We start from the raw sequence: 21,708 nt of genomic DNA on the forward strand, positions 1-21,708 counted from the left end.
CCCTCGCGCGGACGTCCCGGGACGACCCGGAATGTTCCGGACATCCACCGGACGTGTTCGTTCCGTTGGTGCTCTGGCGGGAATCGGCCACGGCGCATTCCCGCCTCGCCCATCCTGCCTGCACCACCCTCACCTCTGCCAATGTGGCGCCACCGCAGCACCAACAGCCTCCGGACATGGGTGCCTTATGCCCTTATGTGCCGATGCCCTCGTGTCCGGATCCAGATGGGGAGAGCGATGCGCCCGATTTCGCGTACGGCCCTGGGAGCGGCGACCGCCGCCGTCCTGGCCGTCACCGCGGTCGCCACGACCGCGGCCGCAGCGCCGCGGGACACCCGGTCGACCGCCATCGGTACCGGTGAGCGACCGCTGGTCGGCAGCGAGGCCGCCGCCCGCGGTGGCGGGCGAAGCGAGATGGGGGTGCCCCCGGCCGAAGGCTGGGGGAGGCCCGTGTGGGGCGACCGGACCCACCACGGCGAGGCCGGCTCCTTCGGCGACGCCGGCAGCCTCCGGCTGCGCAAGGGCGACGAGGTGCTCGGCGAGAGCGCATGGCCGTTCGGTGTCTTCGAAGTCCCGTCCGAGAGCGCCGAGTACACGCTCGAACAGAACGTCATGAAGTTCGGCAGCAAGGTGTGGAACCGCTCCACCTCCGTCAACTCCCTCTGGAAATTCACCTCGAAGCTCGACGAGAACGTCTACTCTCAGGGCATCCCGATTCTCTTCCCCCGGTACGACCTTCCGGAGGACGGACTCAAGACCCTCGCCGCCACCGACGGCCAGCACATCGGCCTCGGTGTGACGGGTCACGCGGGCTACACCCCCGCCGCGATCGCCGCAGCCACCCTCTCGTACTCCTACGACGGCGGCACCACCTGGACCGCGGCGCAGATCACCCACCAGGGCGACGCCTGGACCGCGACCGTGAACCACGCGGGCGCCGGCGGCAAGCAGGGCACCCTGAGAACCGAACTGACGGACGCCCACGGCAACTCCGTCACCCAGACCGTGGTCCGCGCTTACGACGTGCGCTGACCACGCCGGTCCGCCGGGCGTCCTTCCCGTGGGGGGTGGGGTCGTCCGGCGGACCACTCTTTCGGCCCAGAGCTTTTCCCGATGTCCCGTTTTCTGACGCCCTGTGCGGTGGACAATAAGGGCATGACTCAGCAGGGGGACACCAACTGGTGGGACAAGCTGTACGACGAGGACGCGCAGGACACCGCACCCGCGCCCACGCCGGACAGCCTCGACGAGCGCTACGACTCCGCCGCGGCGACCACGACCGAGCTCCCGGCCCCGCCGCCCGAGGCCCCGCCCGCGGCCGAGGCCGACCGGGACCCGCGCCTCGCCCCGGACCCGGTCCTTGCCCCGGTCCCGGTCCCTGACCCGGTCCTGGACCCGGAGCCCCCGCCCGCGCCGCCGCCCGTCGAGACACCGACCGTGCAGGTCCCCGCGCCCCGGCCCCGTACCGGACACGTCGGCACCCGGCCGCCCACCTACGACCCCGAGCCGACCCACCTGCCCGCCGCCCGGCCCGGCGAACTCGACGCGCTCGTCGCCGACACCGTGCTCGACGGAGCCCGCTACGGCGGCTACACCCTGCGCGCCGTCTCCGTCCGCGGCGACTCCGCCCGCTTCCGCGGCGAACCCCGCCGCGACGCCCTGCTCACCGCCCGCTTCGGCCACGACGAGGCCGCCCTCGTGCTCGTCGCCGTCGCCGCCGGACGGCGCGGCTCCGAACACACCCACCTCGCCGCCGCCGACGCCTGCCGCTGGATCGCCGAGTCCGTCGGCCGCAGCCACGCCCGGCTCTCCGAGGACATCCGGGCCGGCCGCCGCGGCGACCTCAAGTCCGGACTGCACCGGCTCACCGACCGCACCTACGGCAAGCTCCGCTCCCGCGCCGCCGAACGCGACCTCGACCCCGAGGAGTACACCGCGGGCCTGCGCTGTCTGCTGCTCTCCGCCGACCCCGAGTGCCGCACCCGGATCTTCTTCGGCATCGGCACCGGCGGCCTCTTCCGGCTCCGCGACGGCACCTGGCAGGACATCGAGCCACTGCTCCCCGAGCCCACCGCGACCGTCGGCGCCCCCGTCGTCGGCTTCGGCTCCCGGCCCGTGCCGCCCGCCCGGACCGTGCTCGGCGAGGACGACCCGGCCGATTACGACGTGCCCGAGGCGGGCGAGGACGGCGACCGGCTCACCATGCGGCTCGGCGTCGCCGACGCCCCCGGCCGCCCGTTCGTCGAGGACCCCCTGCCGCCGCCCGCCGAACCGTTCCGCTTCCGGGCCTCCGTCGCCCGCCCCGGCGACACGCTGCTGCTCGCCTCGCACGGCCTCGCCGAGCCCATGCGCGGCGAACCCGCCCTCGCCCACGAACTCGCCGCCCGCTGGTCCGGCGCCGAACCGCCCGGCCTCGCCGCCTTCCTCGCCGACACCCAGCTGCGCGTCACCGGCTACGCCGACGACCGCACGGGCGTCGCCGTCTGGGAGGCGTAACCCAAGGAGGCACGACGGCGGTGCCCATGGGTTGATGGATCCATGGCCAAACAGAACGTGGCGGAACAGTTCGTCGACCTCCTCGTGCGCGCGGGCGTCCAGCGCCTCTACGGAGTGGTCGGCGACAGCCTGAACCCCGTCGTCGACGCGATCCGCCGCAACGGCGCCATCGACTGGATCCAGGTGCGGCACGAGGAGGTCGCCGCGTTCGCGGCCGGCGCCGAGGCGCAGGTCACCGGCAGGCTCGCGGCCTGCGCCGGCTCCTGCGGCCCCGGCAACCTCCACCTCATCAACGGCCTGTACGACGCGCACCGCTCGATGGCCCCGGTGCTGGCCCTCGCCTCCCACATCCCGTCCGGCGAGATCGGCCTCGGCTACTTCCAGGAGACCCACCCCGACCAGCTGTTCCGCGAGTGCAGCCACTACAGCGAGCTGATCTCCAACCCGCGCCAGATGCCCCGGCTGCTGCAGACCGCCATCCAGCACGCCGTCGGCCGGGGCGGCGTCAGTGTGGTCTCGCTGCCCGGCGACATCGCCGCCCAGCAGGCCCCCGAGCGGGCCGCCCAGAGCGCACTCGTCACCTCCCGGCCCACCGTCCGGCCCGGCGACGGCGAGATCGACGACCTCGTACGGATGATCGACTCGGCCGAACGGGTGACGCTGTTCTGCGGCAGCGGCACCGCCGGCGCGCACGCCGAGGTCATGCAGTTCGCCGAGCGGGTGAAGTCGCCGGTCGGACACGCGCTGCGCGGCAAGGAGTGGATCCAGTACGACAACCCGTACGACGTCGGCATGAGCGGACTGCTCGGCTACGGTGCCGCCTACGAGGCCACCCACGAGTGCGACCTGCTGATCCTGCTCGGCACCGACTTCCCGTACAACGCCTTCCTGCCCGACGACGTGAAGATCGTCCAGATCGACGTACGGCCCGAGCGGCTCGGCCGGCGCTCGAAGCTGGACCTCGCCGTGTGGGGCGACGTCCGCGAGACCCTGCGCTGCGTCATTCCGCGGGTCCGCGCCAAGACCGACCGGCGCTTCCTCGACAGGATGCTGAAGAAGCACGCCGACGCCCTGGAGGGCGTGGTCAGGGCCTATACCCGCAAGGTCGAGAAGCACGTCCCGATCCACCCCGAGTACGTGGCCTCCGTGCTCGACGAACTCGCCGACGACGACGCCGTCTTCACCGTCGACACCGGCATGTGCAACGTCTGGGCCGCCCGCTACCTCACCCCCAACGGACGCCGCCGGATCATCGGCTCCTTCAGCCACGGCTCCATGGCCAACGCGCTGCCGCAGGCCATCGGCGCCCAGTTCACCGACCGCGGGCGGCAGGTCGTGTCGATGTCCGGCGACGGCGGATTCACCATGCTCATGGGCGACTTCCTCACCCTGGTCCAGTACGACCTGCCGGTGAAGGTGATCGTCTTCAACAACTCCTCGCTCGGCATGGTCGAGCTGGAGATGCTGGTCTCCGGACTGCCCTCGTACGGAACCACCAACAAGAACCCCGACTTCGCCGCCATCGCGCGGGCCGCCGGCGCCTACGGAGTGCGGGTCGAGAAGCCCAAGCAGCTCGCGGGCGCCCTCAGGGACGCCTTCAAGCACAAGGGTCCGGCACTCGTGGACGTCGTGACCGACCCCAACGCGCTCTCCATCCCGCCCCGGATCAGCGCCGAGATGGTCACCGGCTTCGCCCTGTCCGCCGGCAAGATGGTGCTCGACGGGGGAGTGGGACGGATGCTCCAGATGGCCCGGTCGAACCTTCGCAACGTCCCTCGTCCCTGACACCCGGCGTCCCGCGCCCCTGACGGGCCGTGCACATCCATGAATGCCGCCCTGCCAGCCGGGCATGCATCCCCGTGAGCCTGTTCGATCCGACGACGGGGTGGGGGATATGGCCGGGGAGACGACACGGTCGACTCGACTGCTCAGAAAGGTGGGATGCGCGGATCTCACCGCCGTACCGGAGGTGCGACATGCCTTACGCGCGATGCTGGGGTCGTGGGGCGGACCGGGCGCCTCCGACGTCGCCGAACTCCTCACCAGCGAGCTGGTGACCAACGCCCTCGTCCACACCGAGCACGGTGCGGTCGTCACGGCCACCGTGCTCCCCGGACAACTGCGGGTCGAGGTGCGGGACTTCGTGTCCGGACTCACCCGCCCGCGGGTACCGCACGCCGACGACGGTACGCACGGGCGCGGTCTGGTCCTGGTCCAGGCCCTCGCCGACTCCTGGGGGGTGGAGAACCACGGCGTGGGCAAGGTGGTCTGGTTCGAACTGTCCGGGGCGGACTGAAACGGCGGGGCCGCCCGAGGAGGATCCTCGGGCGACCCCGCCGTTCAAGCTGTGCGGCTCGGCGTGTGCAGCTCAGCCGAACTGCTGCTCCAGGTCCGCGAGTTTGCGTTCCAGGGAGTCGAGGCGCGGCAGCGCCTGGGTGTCGTCCTCGGCGGTGAGGTCCACCGTCCGGGATTCGCCCGTGCGCGGCTCAGCGCCCTTGACGGCTTGCAGGGAGGGTCGGGAGCGAAGCGGCAGCTGTCCGGGGTCGGCTATGGCGGGCTCCGCGACGGCGGCCGGCACCGGCCCCGCCGCGGAGCCCGCACCGCCACCGGAGGCGCCGAGCGCCGCCACGTCGACCTGGCGGCCGGAGCGGCCGAACGCCCGGTGCTGACGGTTTATGGCCTTCAGGCGCGCCCGGTCCAGCTTGGCCTGCTCCCGCCGGCGGATCCGGTTCTGCTCCTTCTCCCGCCGGTCCTCGCGCACCTCGTCCACGGCCTCGTCCAGCGTCCGTACGCCTTCCAGGAGCATCAGCGACCAGGCGCCGAAGGTCTCCCGGGGCGCCCGCAGCCAGCGGACCATCCGGATCTGCGGCAGCGGTCTCGGGATCAGGCCCTGCTCGCGCAGCGCGGCCCGCCGGGTCTGCTTCAGGGCCCGGTCGAAGAGCACCGCCGCCGACAGGGACATGCCCGCGAAGAACTGCGGGGCGCCCGCGTGGCCCAGGCCGCGCGGCGCGTGCACCCAGTTGAACCAGGCCGCCGCCCCGGCGAACGTCCACACCAGGAGGCGCGAGCCGAGCGCCGCGTCACCGTGGCTGGCCTCGCGGACGGCGAGCACCGAACAGAACATCGCGGCGCCGTCGAGGCCGAACGGGACCAGGAACTCCCAGCCCCCGGTGAGGTTGAGGTTCTGCCGGCCGAAGCCGACGAGCCCGTGGAAGGAGAGCGCCGCGGCGACCGCTGCGCAGCAGAAGAGCAGTACGTAGGAGGCGGTGCCGTAGACGGCCTCCTTGCGTCTGCGGCGTTCCTCGCTGCGCTCCCAGGTGTCGTCGGCCGCGGCCTGGTCAGCGGCGCGCTTCCCGCGCGCGAGCACCGCCACCGCCGTCAGGACTCCCGCCACCATCACGCCGCCCGGAAGCAGCCAGTCCAGCGATATGTCGGTCAGTCTCATGCGGTGTCCCTTTGTCTCGCAGAGAGGGCGATACGGCGGCCCATATTGGCCGACCGGGCGGGGCGGCCACGGGGTTTCGGGACAAGAGCACGCCATTGGGGTCGCACAGCATACGAATAGGTGCGATCTGGTCGAACTGCGGTGCGAGGACGCCGAGTCGCGTTCGAATTCGATCACCCCTGCGGGTGGTGTGACCGTGGAGGGAGGGCAGGCGGGTCAGGCGGTCGCGGCAAGCCGGCGGACCCGCTCGGGGTCGGCCGTGCGCGGGCAGGTCAGACAGGTGTCCTCGGGGCGCACCGTGTAGAAGAAACAGCACGTGACCCGGTCACGGGTGGCGCGCGCCCCGCCGCCGCAGGCCTCCGCCGACCCGGGCAGTTCCCGGAAGCCCGCCGTCCCCACGTACGGCCGCGCCGTGCCCGGCATCAGCCGCTCCAGGTCCGCGAGCGCCCGGCCCTCCTCGCCGAGCAGCGCCGCGATGTACCAGAGGCTCTCGACCACCTCGTCGGTCACCATGCCCCACAGTCCCCGCCGGCCGCGCCGCATCCGGGGCCCGAAACCCGCGAGCACCTCCTCGAAGTGCTCGGCCAGCGCGTCCCGCGCCGCCGCGCGCAGGGCCTCCTCGTCCGCCACCACGCGGGCGCCGGGCAGCTCCGCCAGCGGATCCCCCGGCAGGCACGAGAACTCCTCGACCCGCACCGCGATCCGGCCGAGGGCCCGCTGGAAGGACAGGTTCCGCGCGGGGAGCCGGGGCACCCGGCGGTGCAGGAACCAGGGGAGCGTCACGAGCAGGCACACCGGCCACGCGTACCGGTGAAGCCCGAAGCCCGCCACCACGTCCGGGCGGGCGGCCCGCCCGTAGTCCCGCCGCACCTGCTCCTCGTCCCAGGCCAGGAAGGCGTCCAGACCGGCCCCGCCGGCGCCCAGCTCCTGCGCGGTCACCCAGCCCGGTCCGCGCGGCAGCCGCTCGTCCCCGGCGAGCTCCTCCACGCGTAGACCGGTGAAGACCTCGGCGAGCCGTGCGTAGGCGGCGGCGACGGGCGAGGCGAAAGGTGACGGCAGCAGAGCGGGCACGGCCATGCGGGACCACCGAATCACGATCGTTAGCAGGTTAGCCTTACCTTACCCGACCGATGCGGTGTTTGAACTGCGACGCCGTCCGCCTATCGTGCACGGGGGACCCCGGCACCGCGAGCCGGGCCCCAGGCACGACGGCGCAGGAGGACCCCGGTGGAGCAGGGCAGCACCCGCGGGCGGACGACCGGCCGCCCCGCCCCCGCGGCGTACGGCGACCCGGCGGCCGGCCGGGTCCCCGAACAGACCGTCCGCGGCGAACACACCCACAGCGAGCCCCCGGCCCCCGGCCTCGACGCCGAGCCCGGCCTCGGTCTCGGCGAGCCCCGCACCGTGCGCCGGCACTCCGTCCGCGGCCAGATCCTCCAAGCCCTGCGCACCGCCCTCGTCGGCGGCGAACTCGTCCCCGGCGAGGTCTACTCCGCCCCCGCCCTCGGCGAACGCTTCGGCGTCTCCGCCACCCCCGTCCGCGAGGCCATGCAGCAGCTCGCCACCGAGGGCGCCGTCGAGGTCGTCCCCAACCGGGGCTTCCGGGTCACCGAACGCACCCCGCGCGAACTCGCCGAACTCGCCGAGGTCCGCGCCCTCATCGAGGTCCCCGTCATGCTCCGGCTCGCCCGCACCGTGCCCGCCGAACGCTGGGCCGACCTCCGCCCCCTCGCCGAGGCCACCGCCACCGCCGCCGCCCGCGGCGACCGCGCCCACTACGCCGAGACCGACCGCGCCTTCCACCGCGCCGTCCTCGCCCTCGCCGGCAACGAACAGCTCCTCGCCGTCGCCGACGACCTCCACCGCCGCTCCCAGTGGCCCCTCGTCAGCGCCCCCGCCACCCGCCACGGCGAACTCGTCGCCGACGCCGCCGAGCACACCGCCCTCCTCGACGCCCTGATCGCCCAGGATCTCGCGGTCGTCTCGTCACTCGTACGCGAGCACTTCACCGGAGCGCAGCACTGACGACTAAGGTCGACAGTGTCAGCCTGTTACTCCGTTCGAACCGCGCCGACCCCGCGACCGACCGAGAGGTGTCCATGCCGTCCGTCCGCGCGGAGCGCCCCGGGGCCGCGGCCCTGCTCGGCTGGCTCACCGACCCCGACGCACCCCGCCTCTGCCTCGTCACCGGGGGCCCCGGGCTGCTCGACTGGCTCGCCGGGCACGGGCCCCGGGCCGCCGGGCGGCACCGCAGTGCCCGCGCGCTCGTCCCGCTGACCGGGCGCACCGCGCTCGGCACCGCCTGGGCCGTCGCCGACCGCCTCGGGGTCGTCGCCGGTTCGCCCGGCGACCTCGTCCGGGCCCTCGCCACCAGCGACACCGCCCGCGCCGCCCGCACCGTGCTGCTGCTGCCCGCGCTGCATGCCGCCGCCGAGCCCGCGGCCGTCGCCGCGCTCGTCGCCGACCTGGCCCGGCTCGGCCGGGTGCGGGTGGTCGTCGAGGTGCGGCCCGGCACCGCCGCGTACGCGCTGCTCGCGGAGGGGCGGGTGACGGTCGTCGACGCGGAGGACGAGGACGAGGACGAGGACGAGGACGCGGGAACCCCGACCCCGCTGCCCTCACTCGGCAGCACGCTCTCCGACCCGGCCGTCGTCTGCACCGCCGACCCCGTCGCCGTCACCACCGGCTACGAGAGCGACCCCGACGACGCCCACGGCGGGCTCCGCACCGCCTGGCTGCGCGCCGGGCAGGCGCTCTGCGCGGCCCGCACCCCCGCCGACCGGGCCCTCGTGCTGCTCGGCGCCCTCGGCGACGGCGCCGACCCCCGGCTGCGGCCCGCCCTGGAGGAGCTGGCCGCGCCCGCGCCCTGGCGAGTGCGCTGGACCCGGGTCGTCGGGGACGTCGCCCCGCCCTGGCCCGGGCCGGTGGGCGCGCTCGCCGTACAGGGCGGCACCCTGCTCGCCGCCGACCTCGGCGGCACCGTACGGCTGCTCGCCGCGACCGACGCCCGGCCGCTCGGGCGGCTCGACCACCCGGTGACCGGCCGGGTCACCGCCCTCGCGCCCGCGCCCGACGGGACGGTGCTGCTGCTCGACGAGCGGGGCCGGCTGCACACCGTACGGGGCCGGGAACCGCGCGCTCCGTACCTCCAGCGCCTCACCGAGGCCGTCTCCACCACCCTCAGCCGGCACCCCGGCACGGCGCTCGCCGCGATCGCCGGGTCCGTGGTGGTGGGGGACCGGCTGGGGTCCGTACACGCCTTCGGCCTGACCGGGCTGCACCAGGCGGCCCTGCACAGCGGGCGGGTCACGGCGGTCGCCGCGGTCGAGTCCGCGACGCCGTTCGTGTGCAGCGGCGGCACGGACGGCGCGGTGCGCCGGTGGACACCCGGCAAGGAGGCCGACCCGCGCCCGCTCGCCGAGCGCCGCGCCCCGGTGGTCTCGCTCGCCGCGACCGAGACCCCGCGCGGGCCGGTCCTCGCCGCCGCCTGGGGGGACGGGACCGTGGAACTCCACGACGTCGACCGGCGCACCCGCCTCGTCTTCCGGCCCGGCCCGCCGGTCCGCGCCGTCGCGGTCACCGATGACGGGGCGCTGATCGTGGGCCTCGACGAGGCGCTGATACGGCTTGAGCGGGTGGGCTGACCCCCTCACCCCGGCCGAAGAGGGGCCGGTGCGGTGGGAACCGACGAGTTGAGGGGCGCGGGGGACGTGCAGGGGGCCGCGTTCGGGACGTGAAGCGTGATTTGTGGCGCGGAGTGCAGGGCGTTCAGGTCTCAGGAGAGTTGGCCGCGCCGTAAATCATGCAGTCCCGAATGCGGTCACCGGAACGGCACCCGCGCCCCGCCCCGCCCACGATCCGCGCCCCGCCCCGCCCCGCGCCCCCTCAGATCGCCGGCCGCGGCGTCAGCTGGGCCGCCAGCCAGGTCGGTACGCCGCCCAGGAGGCGGAACAGGCGGGTCGCCTCCGCGCGCAGGCGGCCCGCCTCGGGTTCGGTCTCGGTGGCCGCCAGGGAGGCGAGGGCCGGGGCCGTGCCGACGAGGTAGCCCAACTCCTCGCGGATCCGCAGGGATTCGGCGAATCCGTGCCGCGCCTCCGCCAACTCGCCCTCGCGCAGGGCGAGTCCGGCGAGGTGCCGCCAGGTCGAGGAGAGCAGCAGCGCGTCCTCGTGGGCGGTGGCGCCCGCGTGGGCGCGGCGCAGCGCGGCGCGGGCGGCCTGCGGGGAGTCGCCGAGGTTCTGCGCGAACAGTCCGCGCCGGTAGTCCAGGAGCGCCCGTCCCGCGGTGTCGGTACCGACGAGGGCGGCGGCCCGGCCGAGCGCCGCGCGGGCCTCGTCGGCCCGGTCCCGTACGCCGAGCAGGGTCGACGCGTAGGCGAGATGGCCGCGTTCGCAGGCCGCCGCCCCGCGTTCCTCGTCGGTGCGGGCGACCGCCTCGGCGGCGCGCAGCGCCTCCTCGGCCTCGGCCCAGCCCTGTTCGGTGTAGAGGCAGCGCTCGATCAGCAGGGCCGCCCGTTCCAGGGCGGCGGCGGGTTCCGTCGCGCGGGGGGCGAGGAGTTCGGCGGCGTCCGTCCAGCAGCCGCGGGAGCGAAGCCTCCAGATCGCGGTTTCCAGTGGGGTTCCCCGCCCGTACGCCACATTGCCCTCCCCGAGCACGCCATCGAGCTGTGAGTAGGACGGCATCTCAGCACGAACGAGGGCACGGGCCAAGGGGGTGGGTGAAAGTTTTCACAAAGACATGGGGCCGGAAACACGGGGGGACGCGGGACGGGGCGGCTCTCGACTGCCGCCCCGTCAGGTCGCTTGATCACCCGATGAGATGAATCCCCGCGGCGGAATCGCGGGTTCACCCGATCAGCTCATCCGGTCAGCTCATCCGGTCAGCTCATCCGGAGCGCCAGGAAGAAGTCGAGCTTGTCCTCCAGGCGGGACAGGTCCCGGCCGGTGAGCTGTTCGATCCGGCCCACCCGGTAGCGCAGCGTGTTCACGTGCAGGTGGAGGCGGGTCGCGCAGCGGGTCCAGGAGCCGTCGCAGTCGAGGAAGGCCTCCAGGGTCGGGATGAGCTCGGCCCGGTGGCGGCGGTCGTAGTCGCGCAGCGGGTCGAGGAGGCGCGCGGTGAAGGCGCGCCGCACGTCGTCCGGGACGAAGGGCAGCAGCAGGACGTGGGAGGCCAGCTCGTGGTGGCCGGCGGCGCAGACCCGGCCGGGGCGGGCGGCGGCGACCCGGCGGGCGTGCCGGGCCTCCTCCAGGGCGCCGCGCAGCCCCTCGGCGGAGTGCACGGCGGCGCTGACGCCGAGGGTGAGCCGGCCGTCGTCGGCGAGGCCGGCGGTGAGCGGGGCGCGGACGGCGTCGAGCAGCGCGTCGGCGTGCAGGCCCAGGGTGACCGGCGGCAGCTCGTCCTCGCTGTCCGGCAGCGGCGCGGTGGCCAGCGGGACGAGGGCGATGGCCTCGTCGCCGCTGTGCGCGACGGCGATCCGGTCGGCGGAGTCGGCGCCGGAGGCGGCCGGGTCGACCAGGATCTCCTCCAGGAGCGCCTGGGCGACGGGGCCGGCGTCGACGGCGTTCTGCCCGGGCTCCTGGTCCCACTCGACGCGGGCGACCACGACCTGCCAGTGCGGGGCGGTGCCGAGGCCGGGCAGCAGCACCGGTGCGGCGACCCGCAGCCGGGCGGCGATCTCGGCGGGTGCGGCGCCCGTCTGGACCAGCTCCAGGACCTCCTGGGCGAGCCGGCGGCGTACCGTCCGGGCGGCGTCGCGGCGGTCGCGCTCGACGGCGATCAGCTGGGTGACGCCCTGCAGCAGGTCGAGCCGGGCGGCCGGCCAGTCGCCGGCGTCGGCCTCGACGGCGAGCAGCCAGTCGGAGAGCACCGTCTCGCGCACGTCACGGGCGGCGGGGGCGGCGCCGCGGCCGGTGTTGCGGATCGGGAACAGCGAGTAGGCGGTTCCGGCCACGGAGAGCCGGTGCGGGCCGCGCCGGCCGGTGCGGGTGGCGGCCAGGTGCTCGCCGGCCAGGGTGGCGGCGAGCGAGGGCTCCAGGGGCTCCCCGGCGCCCGCGATGCTGCGGCCGGTGGGGGAGAGCACCCAGGCCCGGAGGTCCAGGTCCGTGCCGAGGAGGTCGAGGACGGCCTCGGGGCCGCCGCCGGCCGGTCCGGAGGTCATCAGGCGCCGGTGCCGGTCCACCACGGCGGCCAGGTCGCCGGCCCGCTCGCCGGAGACCTGTCGAACAACGTGCTCGGTGATCGTCGCGAACGCAACGGACTCGTTGACTCCGAACAGCGGAAGGCGATGGCGTGAACACGCCGCCACGAGGTCCTCCGGGATGTCGCCGAGCTCGGCCTCGCCGGCGGCCAGCGCGGCCACTCCGGCGCTCGCGAGGATGCGGACGAAGGGTTCCGCGTCGGCCGGCTCGCGGAGCCAGGCGAGACCGGTCAGGACCAGCTCACCGCCCGAGAGGTAGCGGCTGGGGTCCTTCAGGTCGGTCGTCATCACGCCGCGGACGGTGCGGTCCAGCTCGTCCTCTCCGCCGAGCAGGCGCAGCCCGAGCGCGTCGTTCTCCAGCAGTGCGCGCAGCCGCATGGTCTCGCCGCCGTTCCTCGTCGATGGGTGTCGCGTTGTGGTCGGTGACGTGGTGCCACCGTTTCCAGGGGGAAACGCAGTGGTTACTGTTCCCCGCCTTTCGTTCGAATCTACAAGACGAGGGCGGCAGCCAGCCAACTGCTTCATGTGTTCGGTGGCTGCACACGGGGGACCGGGGCTTGTGTACTAGGCCACACACCACGCGTTAACAGCACATGAAGAGATCGTTTGTCGAGGGCCGGCCGTCCCCCATGGCCCGTACGAACGACCCCCACCCGAAGCACAAGAAGAGAGCCACCATGGACTTCCTTCGCCCCGCCAGCTGGGAGGAGGCGCTCGCCGCCAAGGCAGAGCACCCCACGGCCGTCCCCATCGCAGGCGGTACGGACATCATGGTCGAGATCAACTTCGACCACCGGCGTCCCGAGTACCTCCTGGACCTCAACCGCATCGAGGAGCTGAGCGAGTGGGAGGTCGGCGAGGAGAACGTCCGGCTCGGCGCCTCCGTCCCGTACTCCCGGATCATGGAGAACCTCCGCGAGGAACTGCCCGGTCTGGCGCTCGCGTCGCACACGGTCGCCTCCCCGCAGATCCGCAACCGCGGCGGCGTCGGCGGCAACCTGGGCACCGCCTCCCCGGCCGGTGACGCCCACCCCGCGCTGCTCGCGGCGGGCGCCGAGGTCGAGGTCGAGTCGGTGCGCGGCACCCGCTTCATCCCGATCGACGAGTTCTACAAGGGTGTGAAGCGCAACGCGCTGGAGCCCGACGAGCTCATCAAGACCGTCCACGTGAAGAAGGCGGACGGCCCCCAGCAGTACTCCAAGGTCGGCACCCGCAACGCGATGGTCATCGCCGTCTGCGCCTTCGGCCTCGCCCTCCACCCGGAGACCCGGACCGTGCGGACCGGCATCGGCTCCGCCGCCCCGACCCCGGTGCGGGCGACCGCGGCCGAGGAGTTCCTGAACGCGGCGCTCGAAGAGGGCGGCTTCTGGGACAACGGCAGGATCATCACCCCGTCGATCGCCAAGCAGTTCGCGGAGCTCGCCTCCGGCGCCTGCAACCCGATCGACGACGTCCGAGGCACCGCCCGGTACCGCCGCCACGCCGTGGGCATCATGGCCCGCCGCACGCTCGGCTGGACCTGGGAGCAGTACCGCGCCGGCAACGGTCGCACCCTTGAAGGAGCTGCATAACCATGCGCGTGAATTTCACGGTCAACGGTCGTCCGCAGGAAGCCGACGACGTCTGGGAGGGCGAGTCCCTCCTCTACGTTCTGCGTGAGCGCCTGGGTCTGCCCGGCTCCAAGAACGCCTGCGAGCAGGGCGAGTGCGGCTCCTGCACGGTCCGTCTGGACGGCGTGCCGGTCTGTTCCTGCCTGGTCGCGGCCGGTCAGGTCGAGGGCCGCGAGGTCGTCACGGTCGAGGGCCTCGCCGAGTACGCCAAGGAGCGCGAGGAAGCCCATCGGGAAGGAGGCGCTTGTGCCTCCGGCGCGTGCGGCACCTCGCTCGACGCCGCCAAGAAGTGGGAGGCACGCCCGTCCAATAGCGGGCTCCGCCCGCGGGCGTCCCAGGACTCGCAGACCGGCGAGGGCGTCGAACTGTCCCCGATCCAGCAGGCGTTCATCGACGCCGGCGCCGTCCAGTGCGGCTTCTGCACCCCGGGTCTGCTGGTCGCCGCCGACGAGATGCTGGAGCGCAACCCGTCCCCGACGGACGCGGACATCCGCGAGGCGCTCTCCGGCAACCTCTGCCGCTGCACCGGTTACGAGAAGATCCTCGACGCGGTCCGCCTGGCGGCCGCCCGCCAGGGAGAGGCGGTCTGATCATGGCTGGTACCACCACGGGCATCCCCCGCGACGTCACCCAGAACCACACCCAGGGCGGTGTCGGCGCGTCCACGCTGCGCCCCGACGGCACCCTCAAGGTCACCGGCGAGTTCGCCTACTCCTCGGACATGTGGCACGAGGAGATGCTGTGGGGCCAGGTGCTGCGCTCCACCGTCGCCCACGCCGAGATCGTGTCCATCGACACCTCCGAGGCCCTGGCCGTCTCCGGCGTCTACGCCGTCCTGACCGCCGACGACCTGCCGGCCGCGAAGAACTACGGCATGGAGTTCCAGGACACCCCCGTCCTGGCGTACGGCAAGGTCCGCCACCACGGCGAGCCGGTGGCCCTCGTGGCCGCCGACCACCCGGAGACCGCCCGCCGCGCCGCCGCGAAGATCAGGATCGAGTACCGCGAGCTGCCCGTCATCACCGACGAGGCCTCGGCGACCGCGCCCGACGCGATCCTGGTCCACGAGAACCGCGACGACCACCACTCCGGCCACGTCCCGCACCCCAACATCGTGCACCGCCAGCCGATCATCCGCGGAAACGCGACCGAGGCCGCCAAGCGCGCCGACGTGATCGTCAAGGGCGAGTACACCTTCGGCATGCAGGACCAGGCCTTCCTCGGCCCGGAGTCCGGCCTCGCCGTGCCCGCCGAGGACGGCGGCGTCGACCTGTACGTGGCCACCCAGTGGCTGCACTCGGACCTCAAGCAGATCGCCCCCTGCCTCGGCCTGCCCGAGGAGAAGGTCCGCATGACCATGGCCGGCGTCGGCGGCGCCTTCGGCGGCCGCGAGGACATCTCGATGCAGATCCTCGCCTCGGTGCTCGCGCTGCGCACCAACAAGCCGGTCAAGATGGTCTACAACCGCTACGAGTCCTTCTTCGGGCACGTCCACCGGCACCCGGCCAAGCTGTACTACGAGCACGGTGCCACCAAGGACGGCAAGATCACGCACATGAAGTGCAAGATCGTGCTCGACGGCGGCGCGTACGCGTCGTCCACGGCCTCGGTCGTCGGCAACGCCTCCTCCCTCTCGGTCGGCCCGTACGTCATCGACGACGTGGAGATCGAGGCGATCGGCCTCTACACGAACAACCCGCCCTGCGGCGCCATGCGCGGCTTCGGCGCGGTGCAGGCCTGCTTCGCGTACGAGGCGCAGATGGACAAGCTCGCGGCGAGGCTGGGCATGGACCCGGTGGAGTTCCGCCAGCTCAACGCCATGGAGCAGGGCACGATCATGCCCACCGGCCAGCCGGTGGACTCGCCGGCCCCGGTCGCCGAACTCCTGCGCCGGGTCAAGGCCCGTCCGATGCCGCCGGAGCGCCAGTGGGAGACCGCCGGCGAGGGCGCGGACGTCCGCGCGCTGCCGGGCGGCCTGTCCAACACCACGCACGGTGAGGGCGTGGTGCGGGGCGTGGGCTACGCGGTCGGCATCAAGAACGTCGGATTCTCCGAGGGCTTCGACGACTACTCGACGGCGAAGATCCGCATGGAGGTCATCAACGGCGAGGCCGTCGCGACCGTCCACACCGCCGCGGCCGAGGTCGGCCAGGGCGGCGTCACGATCCACGCGCAGATCGCCCGTACCGAGCTCGGCGTCCAGCAGGTCACCATCCACCCCGCCGACACCCAGGTGGGCTCGGCCGGTTCGACCTCCGCGGGCCGCCAGACGTACATGACCGGCGGCGCCATCAAGAACTCCTGCGAGCTCGTCCGCGAGAAGGTCCTGGAGATCGGCCGGCGCAAGTTCGGCTCGTACCACCCGGCCTGGGCGAACGCCGAACTCCTCCTGGAGGGCGGCAAGGTCGTCACCGACGACGGCGAGGCCCTCGCCTCCCTCGTGGACGTCCTGGAGGACGAGGTCATCGAGATCGAGGAGGAGTGGCGGCACCGCCCCACGGAGGCCTTCGACCTCGTCACCGGCCAGGGCAACGGCCATGTGCAGTACGCCTTCGCGGCGCACCGCGCGGTCGTCGAGGTCGACACCGAGCTCGGACTCGTCAAGGTGATCGAGCTGGCCTGCGCCCAGGACGTCGGCAAGGCGGTCAACCCGCTCTCCGTCGTCGGCCAGATCCAGGGCGGCACCACCCAGGGCCTCGGCGTCGCGGTGATGGAGGAGATCATCGTCGACCCGAAGACCGCGAAGGTGCGCAACCCCTCCTTCACGGACTACCTGATCCCCACGATCCTCGACACGCCGACCATCCCGGTCGACTACCTCGAACTGGCCGACCCCCACGCGCCGTACGGCGTGCGCGGGATCGGCGAGGCCCCGACCCTGTCATCCACCCCGGCCGTCCTCGCGGCGATCCGGAACGCGACGGGCCTGGAGCTCAACAGGACGCCGGTCCGCCCCGAGCACCTGACCGGCACCCTCTAGGACCTCCCCGGACGGTGCGTGCCTCCCAGGAACGTCACACTTCCCTCCCGCTCGCGCCGTCCGGGGAAACCCCCCACACCGCAGTACCCCAGCAGTAACAGCAGAACCAACAGAACCAGCAGGAACCGCAGTACCGAATCACCCGTTCGTCTCGGGCCGTCCCCCGGGTCGTGCAGCCAACTCGATATCCCAAATCCCGCAATCCCCAACGCAGTACGCGGGTGCCCCTTTGAACCTTGGGAGTAGGCCCCATGACCCAGTCGTCAGTGGAGCCCAAGACCACGGCCGAGGACGCGGGCAACGGCTCGCGCAACCCCGCCGGCAGGTCTTGGCTCGACCGGTACTTTCACATCTCGGAGAGAGGATCCACCGTCGCGACGGAGATCCGCGGCGGCGTCACCACCTTCATGGCGATGGCGTACATTCTCCTGCTCAACCCCCTGATCCTCTCCGGCAAGGATGTCGACGGCAACGTCCTCAGCCAGCCCGCGCTGATCACCGCCACCGCGCTCTGCGCGGCGGCCACGACCCTCCTGATGGGTTTCTGGGGCAAGGTCCCGCTGGCCCTCGCCGCCGGCCTCAGCGTCTCCGGCGTGATGGCCTCCCAGGTCGTCCCCGTCATGACCTGGCCGCAGGCCATGGCCATGTCGATCGCCTACGGCGCCGTGATCTGTCTCCTGGTCGTCACCGGCCTGCGTGAGATGATCATGAACGCGATCCCGCTCGCGCTCAAGCACGCCATCACCATCGGCATCGGCCTCTTCATCGCCATCATCGGCTTCGTGAAGGCCGGCTTCGTCCACGAGAACCCCGCCCCCGGCGGCGGCCCCGTCTCGCTCGGCCCGGCCGGCGAGCTGGAGGGCTGGCCGGTCCTCATCTTCGCCTTCACGCTGCTGCTGATCTTCGCGCTGCAGTCCCGCAACATCCCCGGCGCGATCCTCATCGGCATCGTCACCGGCACCGTCCTCGCGGCCGTCCTCAACGCGGTCGCCGACATCCCGGCCAAGGCCTGGTTCTCCGGCGCCCCGGAGCTGCACGGCAGCGCCGTCTCCGCCCCGGACTTCTCGCTCATCGGCAACGTGGACTTCACGGGCTGGGGCGACGTCGGCTACATCACGATCACCATGATCGTCTTCACCCTGGTCCTCGCCGGCTTCTTCGACGCCATGGCGACCATCCTGGGCGTCGGCACCGAGGCCAAGCTCGCCGACGACAAGGGCCGCATGCCCGGTCTGTCCAAGGCCCTGTTCATCGACGGCGCCGGCGGCATCCTCGGCGGCGCGGGCGGTGCCTCCGGCCAGACGGTCTTCGTCGAGTCCGCCACCGGCGTCGGCGAGGGCGCCCGTACCGGCCTGGCCTCCGTGGTCACCGGCGGATTCTTCGCCCTGTGCCTCTTCTTCACGCCGCTGACCGCGATCGTGCCGCAGGAGGTCGCCGCCGCGGCCCTGGTCGTCATCGGCTCGATGATGATGCAGAACGCGAAGCACGTGGACTGGAGCGACCGCTCCGTCGCCATCCCGGTGTTCCTCACCGTGGTCCTGATGCCCTTCACGTACACCATCACCACCGGTGTCGCGGCCGGCGTGATCTCCTACGCGGTGATCAAGTCCGCCCAGGGCAAGGCGCGGGAGGTCGGCGGCTTCATGTGGGCGCTGACCGCGGTCTTCATCGTCTACTTCGCCATCCACCCGATCGAGAGCTGGGTGGGCGTCGGCTGACGGGGCACGAGCCCTGCGTGACGTCGCCCTCCCCACACCATCCCCCTAGGAGTTCGAGATGCTGGACATCGCCGAGGAGCTGCACCGGTGGGTCGAGCAGGGACGCGAGTTCGCCGTCGCCACCGTGGTGGCGGTCGGCGGCAGCGCGCCCCGGCAGCCGGGCGCCGCGCTCGCCGTCGACACCGACGGCACCGCGATCGGATCGGTGTCCGGCGGATGTGTGGAGGGCGCCGTCTACGAGCTGTGCCGGCAGGCACTCGAGGACGGCCGGACCGTCGTCGAGCGCTTCGGCTACAGCGACGAGGACGCCTTCGCGGTCGGTCTGACCTGCGGCGGCATCATCGACATCCTCGTCACCCCGGTCCGCGGCGGGGTCTTCCCCGCCGCGCTCGCCGCCGCCGTCTCGGGGGAGGCGGCGGCGCTGGCCCGGATCGTCTCGGGCCCGGAGGACCTGTTGGGGCAGGCCCTCCTGGTCCGGCCGGACGGTTCGTACGAGGGCGGGCTCGGCGGCCACCCCGAGCTGGACCGCACCGCCGCCGGCGAGGCCCGCGCCATGCTCGACGCCGGCCGCACCGGCACGCTGGAGATCGGCGCCGACGGCAGCCGCTGCGGACAGCCGCTCACCCTCCTCGTCGAGTCCTCCGTCCCCGCCCCGCGCATGATCGTCTTCGGTGCGATCGACTTCGCGTCCGCGCTCGTCCGGGTCGGCAGGTTCCTCGGCTACCACGTCACCGTCTGCGACGCCCGGCCCGTGTTCGCGACGAAGGCCCGCTTCCCCGAGGCCGACGAGATCGTCGTCGAATGGCCCCACCGCTACCTGGAGGCCGCCTCCGCCGCAGGCGAACTGGACGGCCGCACCGTGCTGTGCGTGCTCACCCACGACGCCAAGTTCGACGTGCCGCTGCTCCAGGTCGCCCTCCGTCTTCCCGTCGCCTACGTCGGCGCGATGGGCTCCCGCCGCACCCACGAGGACCGCAACAGGCGCCTACGCGAGGTCGGCGTCACCGAGCTCGAGATCGCGCGCCTTCGCTCCCCGATCGGCCTCGACCTCGGAGCCCGTACGCCCGAGGAGACCGCGCTGTCCATCGGCGCCGAGATCGTCGCCAACCGGCGCGGCGGCAGCGGCGTCTCGCTGACCGGCGCGCACACCCCGATCCACCACGACGGCACGAGCGAGCCGGCCGGCCGCATCGGCTCGGTCGCCTGACCCGTACGCGTACCACCTGGCCCGTACGCGTACGAGCCGAAGAGGGCACCCCGGATCCCCGGGGTGCCCTCTTCGCGTGCGTACGGCTCCGAAGGGGACCGGCTCAGGCCGGCTTCAGGCCGCCCGGGCTGAGACCCGCCTTCTGCAGGCCGTGCAGCAGCAGCTCCGCGAGCTGCTCGTACGCGGCGGCGTCGGCCAGACCGGTCGCCGCGGCCACCTGGCGCTGCTGGATGCGGACCATGACGGAGGCGATCACGTCGGCCGCGAAGGCCACGTGGACGTCGCGGAAGACCCCGGCCGTCACGCCCTCCTCGATGAGCTGCTGGACCCGTCCGGCGGCGGCCCTGGTGTTGCGCTCGTAGACCTCGGCGGCGGGCTCGAAGGCGGCCACGTCGTCGAAGAACTGCGGGGAGACGGGCGCGAGCTCGGCGGCCACCGCGCGCAGGTACGCGGCCAGGCGTTCGGCCGGTCCCGTCGCGGCCGCGAGCACCGCCTCGACCCGGCCGGTGGCCCGTCGGAAGAAGTGCACCACGGCCGCTCTGACCAGCTGCTCCTTGCTGCCGGCCAGGCCGTACAGGGTGCGCTTGGAGCAGTGCAGCTGGGCCGCGAGGTCGTCGAGCGTGAGCCGCGCGAAGCCCTCGCCGACCAGGAGCGCCACCAGCTCCTCGAAGAGCTCGGAGCGCCTGGCGGCGCCGCGGCCGGTGAGGCGGGGTGCGGCGGCGGAGGTCTCGATCACCCGAACAGTATGCCGGGTCGACCCGTTCGGGGGCTTGTGCCTTCCGGCTGCTGCGCTACGCTAACCGGTACTGCCGTACCCCTCGCAGTACCGTTTCGCAGCACCGCCTGTGTCCTGATGGAGTCGCCATGGATGTCGACCGCCTGCTTCCCACCCCCGAGGCAGCGGACCTCATCGCCCTCACGCGGGAGATCGCCGACAAGGAGCTCGCCCCGCGCGTCGACGAGCACGAGGCCGCCGAGACGTATCCGGAGGGTCTGTTCGCGACCCTCGGCGAGGCCGGGCTGCTCGGCCTCGCGTACCCGGAGGAGTACGGCGGCGGAGGCCAGCCGTACGAGGTCTATCTGCAGGTCCTGGAGGAGCTGGCGGCCCGCTGGGCCGCCGTCGCCGTCGCCACCAGCGTCCACACCCTGGCCTGCCACCCGCTGCACGCCTTCGGCACCGCCGAGCAGAAGGAGCGCTGGCTGCCGGCCATGCTGGAGGGCCGCGAGATCGGCGGCTACAGCCTCTCCGAGCCGCAGGCCGGCTCGGACGCCGCCGCGCTGGCCTGCAAGGCCGAGCGCACCGAGGACGCCGAGGGCCGCGCCGCCTACCGCCTCAACGGCAACAAGGCGTGGATCACCCACGGCGGCAGGGCCGGCTTCTACGCCCTCTTCGCCCGCACCGCGCCCGGCAGCCACGGCATCTCCTGCTTCCTGGCGCCCGGCGCCACCGAGGGCCTCAGCTTCGGCAAGCCCGAGCGCAAGATGGGCCTCCAGGCCGTGCCCACCACCTCCGCCCACTGGGACGGCGCGGTCATAGGGGCCGACCGGCTGATCGGCACCGAGGGCCAGGGCCTGCAGATCGCCTTCAGCGCCCTCGACAACGGACGCCTCGGCATCGCCGCCTGCGCCACCGGCCTCGCCCAGGCCGCGCTGAGCGCCGCCGTCGCGTACGCCAACGAGCGCACCACCTTCGGCCGGAAGATCATCGACCACCAGGGCCTGGGCTTCCTGCTCGCCGACATGGCCGCCGCCGTGGACGCCGCCCGCGCCACCTACCTCGACGCGGCCCGCCGCCGCGACCTCGGCCGCCCCTTCAGCCGCCAGGCCAGCGCGGCGAAGCTGATCGCCACCGACACGGCGATGAAGGTCACCACGGACGCGGTCCAGGTCCTCGGCGGCTACGGCTACACGCGGGACTTCCCGGTCGAGCGCTACATGCGCGAGGCGAAGATCATGCAGATCTTCGAGGGGACGAACCAGATCCAGCGCCTGGTCATCAGCCGGGGTCTGACCGCCTGACGGTCGCCCGCCCGTGCCCGGCGGCTCCGGTTGCCGGGG

Annotated in this window: 17 protein-coding genes; 12 read left to right on the forward strand and 5 right to left on the reverse strand. The window is 73.1% G+C overall.

Going from position 1 to position 21,708, the window contains the following annotated elements; genetic code table 11:
• The first annotated feature begins 237 nt into the window (after nt 1-237).
• The 4 genes from AB0M18_RS30555 (at nt 238) to AB0M18_RS30570 (ending at nt 4,792) form a co-directional block, all read left to right on the forward strand.
• Nucleotides 238-1,032, forward strand: coding sequence for a hypothetical protein (locus AB0M18_RS30555; RefSeq protein WP_365763703.1), 795 nt, complete (start codon nt 238-240; stop codon nt 1,030-1,032).
• Between the two features lie 123 nt (nt 1,033-1,155).
• Nucleotides 1,156-2,496, forward strand: a complete 1,341-nt coding sequence (locus AB0M18_RS30560; RefSeq protein ID WP_365763705.1) for a protein phosphatase 2C domain-containing protein — start codon at nt 1,156-1,158, stop codon at nt 2,494-2,496.
• Between the two features lie 42 nt (nt 2,497-2,538).
• Entirely contained in the window at nt 2,539-4,281 is a 1,743-nt protein-coding gene (locus AB0M18_RS30565; RefSeq protein WP_365763707.1) for a pyruvate dehydrogenase, read from the forward strand.
• Between the two features lie 109 nt (nt 4,282-4,390).
• Nucleotides 4,391-4,792 carry an ATP-binding protein gene (locus AB0M18_RS30570; protein ID WP_365763709.1) on the forward strand — a complete coding sequence of 134 codons (402 nt, stop codon included), beginning with the start codon at nt 4,391-4,393 and terminating at the stop codon, nt 4,790-4,792.
• A gap of 72 nt (nt 4,793-4,864) precedes the next feature.
• Here the strand turns inward: AB0M18_RS30570 and AB0M18_RS30575 are convergent, their stop codons facing one another.
• Nucleotides 4,865-5,941, reverse strand: coding sequence for a DUF2637 domain-containing protein (locus AB0M18_RS30575; RefSeq protein ID WP_365763711.1), 1,077 nt, complete (start codon nt 5,939-5,941; stop codon nt 4,865-4,867).
• Between the two features lie 216 nt (nt 5,942-6,157).
• Nucleotides 6,158-7,018, reverse strand: a complete 861-nt coding sequence (locus tag AB0M18_RS30580) for a (2Fe-2S)-binding protein (RefSeq protein ID WP_365763713.1) — start codon at nt 7,016-7,018, stop codon at nt 6,158-6,160.
• Nucleotides 7,019-7,168: 150 nt separating this feature from the next.
• Here AB0M18_RS30580 and AB0M18_RS30585 point away from each other — a divergent pair, with 150 nt between their 5' ends.
• Nucleotides 7,169-7,966, forward strand: a complete 798-nt coding sequence (locus AB0M18_RS30585; protein ID WP_365763715.1) for a GntR family transcriptional regulator — start codon at nt 7,169-7,171, stop codon at nt 7,964-7,966.
• A 74-nt stretch (nt 7,967-8,040) separates the two neighbouring features.
• The gene (locus AB0M18_RS30590) at nt 8,041-9,585 is read left to right on the forward strand and encodes a hypothetical protein (protein ID WP_365763717.1); all 1,545 of its coding nucleotides are present in this window, start codon (nt 8,041-8,043) and stop codon (nt 9,583-9,585) included.
• Nucleotides 9,586-9,826: 241 nt separating this feature from the next.
• Here the strand turns inward: AB0M18_RS30590 and AB0M18_RS30595 are convergent, their stop codons facing one another.
• Both AB0M18_RS30595 and AB0M18_RS30600 read right to left on the reverse strand, forming a co-directional pair.
• Nucleotides 9,827-10,594, reverse strand: a complete 768-nt coding sequence (locus AB0M18_RS30595) for a hypothetical protein (RefSeq protein ID WP_365763751.1) — start codon at nt 10,592-10,594, stop codon at nt 9,827-9,829.
• Between the two features lie 224 nt (nt 10,595-10,818).
• Entirely contained in the window at nt 10,819-12,513 is a 1,695-nt protein-coding gene (locus AB0M18_RS30600) for a PucR family transcriptional regulator ligand-binding domain-containing protein (protein ID WP_365763719.1), read from the reverse strand.
• A 299-nt stretch (nt 12,514-12,812) separates the two neighbouring features.
• On the opposite strand from AB0M18_RS30600, the gene AB0M18_RS30605 reads away from it, so the two are divergent.
• The 5 genes from AB0M18_RS30605 (at nt 12,813) to AB0M18_RS30625 (ending at nt 19,650) form a co-directional block, all read left to right on the forward strand.
• Nucleotides 12,813-13,706: a xanthine dehydrogenase family protein subunit M gene (locus AB0M18_RS30605; RefSeq protein WP_365763721.1), complete on the forward strand. Its 894-nt coding sequence runs from the start codon at nt 12,813-12,815 to the stop codon at nt 13,704-13,706.
• Between the two features lie 2 nt (nt 13,707-13,708).
• Nucleotides 13,709-14,335: a (2Fe-2S)-binding protein gene (locus AB0M18_RS30610; protein ID WP_365763723.1), complete on the forward strand. Its 627-nt coding sequence runs from the start codon at nt 13,709-13,711 to the stop codon at nt 14,333-14,335.
• A gap of 2 nt (nt 14,336-14,337) precedes the next feature.
• Complete coding sequence (locus AB0M18_RS30615) at nt 14,338-16,725, forward strand: molybdopterin cofactor-binding domain-containing protein (protein WP_365763725.1); 2,388 nt, start codon at nt 14,338-14,340, stop codon at nt 16,723-16,725.
• Between the two features lie 251 nt (nt 16,726-16,976).
• Nucleotides 16,977-18,443, forward strand: coding sequence for an NCS2 family permease (locus tag AB0M18_RS30620; protein ID WP_365763727.1), 1,467 nt, complete (start codon nt 16,977-16,979; stop codon nt 18,441-18,443).
• A 58-nt stretch (nt 18,444-18,501) separates the two neighbouring features.
• Nucleotides 18,502-19,650 carry an XdhC/CoxI family protein gene (locus tag AB0M18_RS30625; protein WP_365763729.1) on the forward strand — a complete coding sequence of 383 codons (1,149 nt, stop codon included), beginning with the start codon at nt 18,502-18,504 and terminating at the stop codon, nt 19,648-19,650.
• Between the two features lie 103 nt (nt 19,651-19,753).
• On the opposite strand, the gene AB0M18_RS30630 is transcribed toward AB0M18_RS30625, so the two are convergent.
• On the reverse strand, nt 19,754-20,386 hold the full coding sequence (locus AB0M18_RS30630; RefSeq protein WP_365763731.1) for a TetR/AcrR family transcriptional regulator: 633 nt from the start codon (nt 20,384-20,386) through the stop codon (nt 19,754-19,756).
• Between the two features lie 128 nt (nt 20,387-20,514).
• On the opposite strand from AB0M18_RS30630, the gene AB0M18_RS30635 reads away from it, so the two are divergent.
• Entirely contained in the window at nt 20,515-21,669 is a 1,155-nt protein-coding gene (locus AB0M18_RS30635) for an acyl-CoA dehydrogenase family protein (RefSeq protein WP_365763733.1), read from the forward strand.
• The last annotated feature ends 39 nt before the right edge of the window (nt 21,670-21,708 follow it).

The organism is Streptomyces sp. NPDC051909 (genome assembly GCF_040681095.1).
GTDB lineage: Bacteria > Actinomycetota > Actinomycetes > Streptomycetales > Streptomycetaceae > Streptomyces.

What these genes read in the sequence shown, in the direction of transcription:
- AB0M18_RS30555 (WP_365763703.1), top strand. Translation starts at nt 238, where the DNA reads ATGCGCCCGATTTCGCGTACGGCCCTGGGAGCGGCGACCGCCGCCGTC.
- AB0M18_RS30560 (WP_365763705.1), top strand. Translation starts at nt 1,156, where the DNA reads ATGACTCAGCAGGGGGACACCAACTGGTGGGACAAGCTGTACGACGAG.
- AB0M18_RS30565 (WP_365763707.1), top strand. Translation starts at nt 2,539, where the DNA reads ATGGCCAAACAGAACGTGGCGGAACAGTTCGTCGACCTCCTCGTGCGC.
- AB0M18_RS30570 (WP_365763709.1), top strand. Translation starts at nt 4,391, where the DNA reads ATGGCCGGGGAGACGACACGGTCGACTCGACTGCTCAGAAAGGTGGGA.
- AB0M18_RS30575 (WP_365763711.1), bottom strand. Translation starts at nt 5,941, where the DNA reads ATGAGACTGACCGACATATCGCTGGACTGGCTGCTTCCGGGCGGCGTG.
- AB0M18_RS30580 (WP_365763713.1), bottom strand. Translation starts at nt 7,018, where the DNA reads ATGGCCGTGCCCGCTCTGCTGCCGTCACCTTTCGCCTCGCCCGTCGCC.
- AB0M18_RS30590 (WP_365763717.1), top strand. Translation starts at nt 8,041, where the DNA reads ATGCCGTCCGTCCGCGCGGAGCGCCCCGGGGCCGCGGCCCTGCTCGGC.
- AB0M18_RS30600 (WP_365763719.1), bottom strand. Translation starts at nt 12,513, where the DNA reads ATGCGGCTGCGCGCACTGCTGGAGAACGACGCGCTCGGGCTGCGCCTG.
- AB0M18_RS30605 (WP_365763721.1), top strand. Translation starts at nt 12,813, where the DNA reads ATGGACTTCCTTCGCCCCGCCAGCTGGGAGGAGGCGCTCGCCGCCAAG.
- AB0M18_RS30610 (WP_365763723.1), top strand. Translation starts at nt 13,709, where the DNA reads ATGCGCGTGAATTTCACGGTCAACGGTCGTCCGCAGGAAGCCGACGAC.
- AB0M18_RS30615 (WP_365763725.1), top strand. Translation starts at nt 14,338, where the DNA reads ATGGCTGGTACCACCACGGGCATCCCCCGCGACGTCACCCAGAACCAC.
- AB0M18_RS30620 (WP_365763727.1), top strand. Translation starts at nt 16,977, where the DNA reads ATGACCCAGTCGTCAGTGGAGCCCAAGACCACGGCCGAGGACGCGGGC.
- AB0M18_RS30625 (WP_365763729.1), top strand. Translation starts at nt 18,502, where the DNA reads ATGCTGGACATCGCCGAGGAGCTGCACCGGTGGGTCGAGCAGGGACGC.
- AB0M18_RS30635 (WP_365763733.1), top strand. Translation starts at nt 20,515, where the DNA reads ATGGATGTCGACCGCCTGCTTCCCACCCCCGAGGCAGCGGACCTCATC.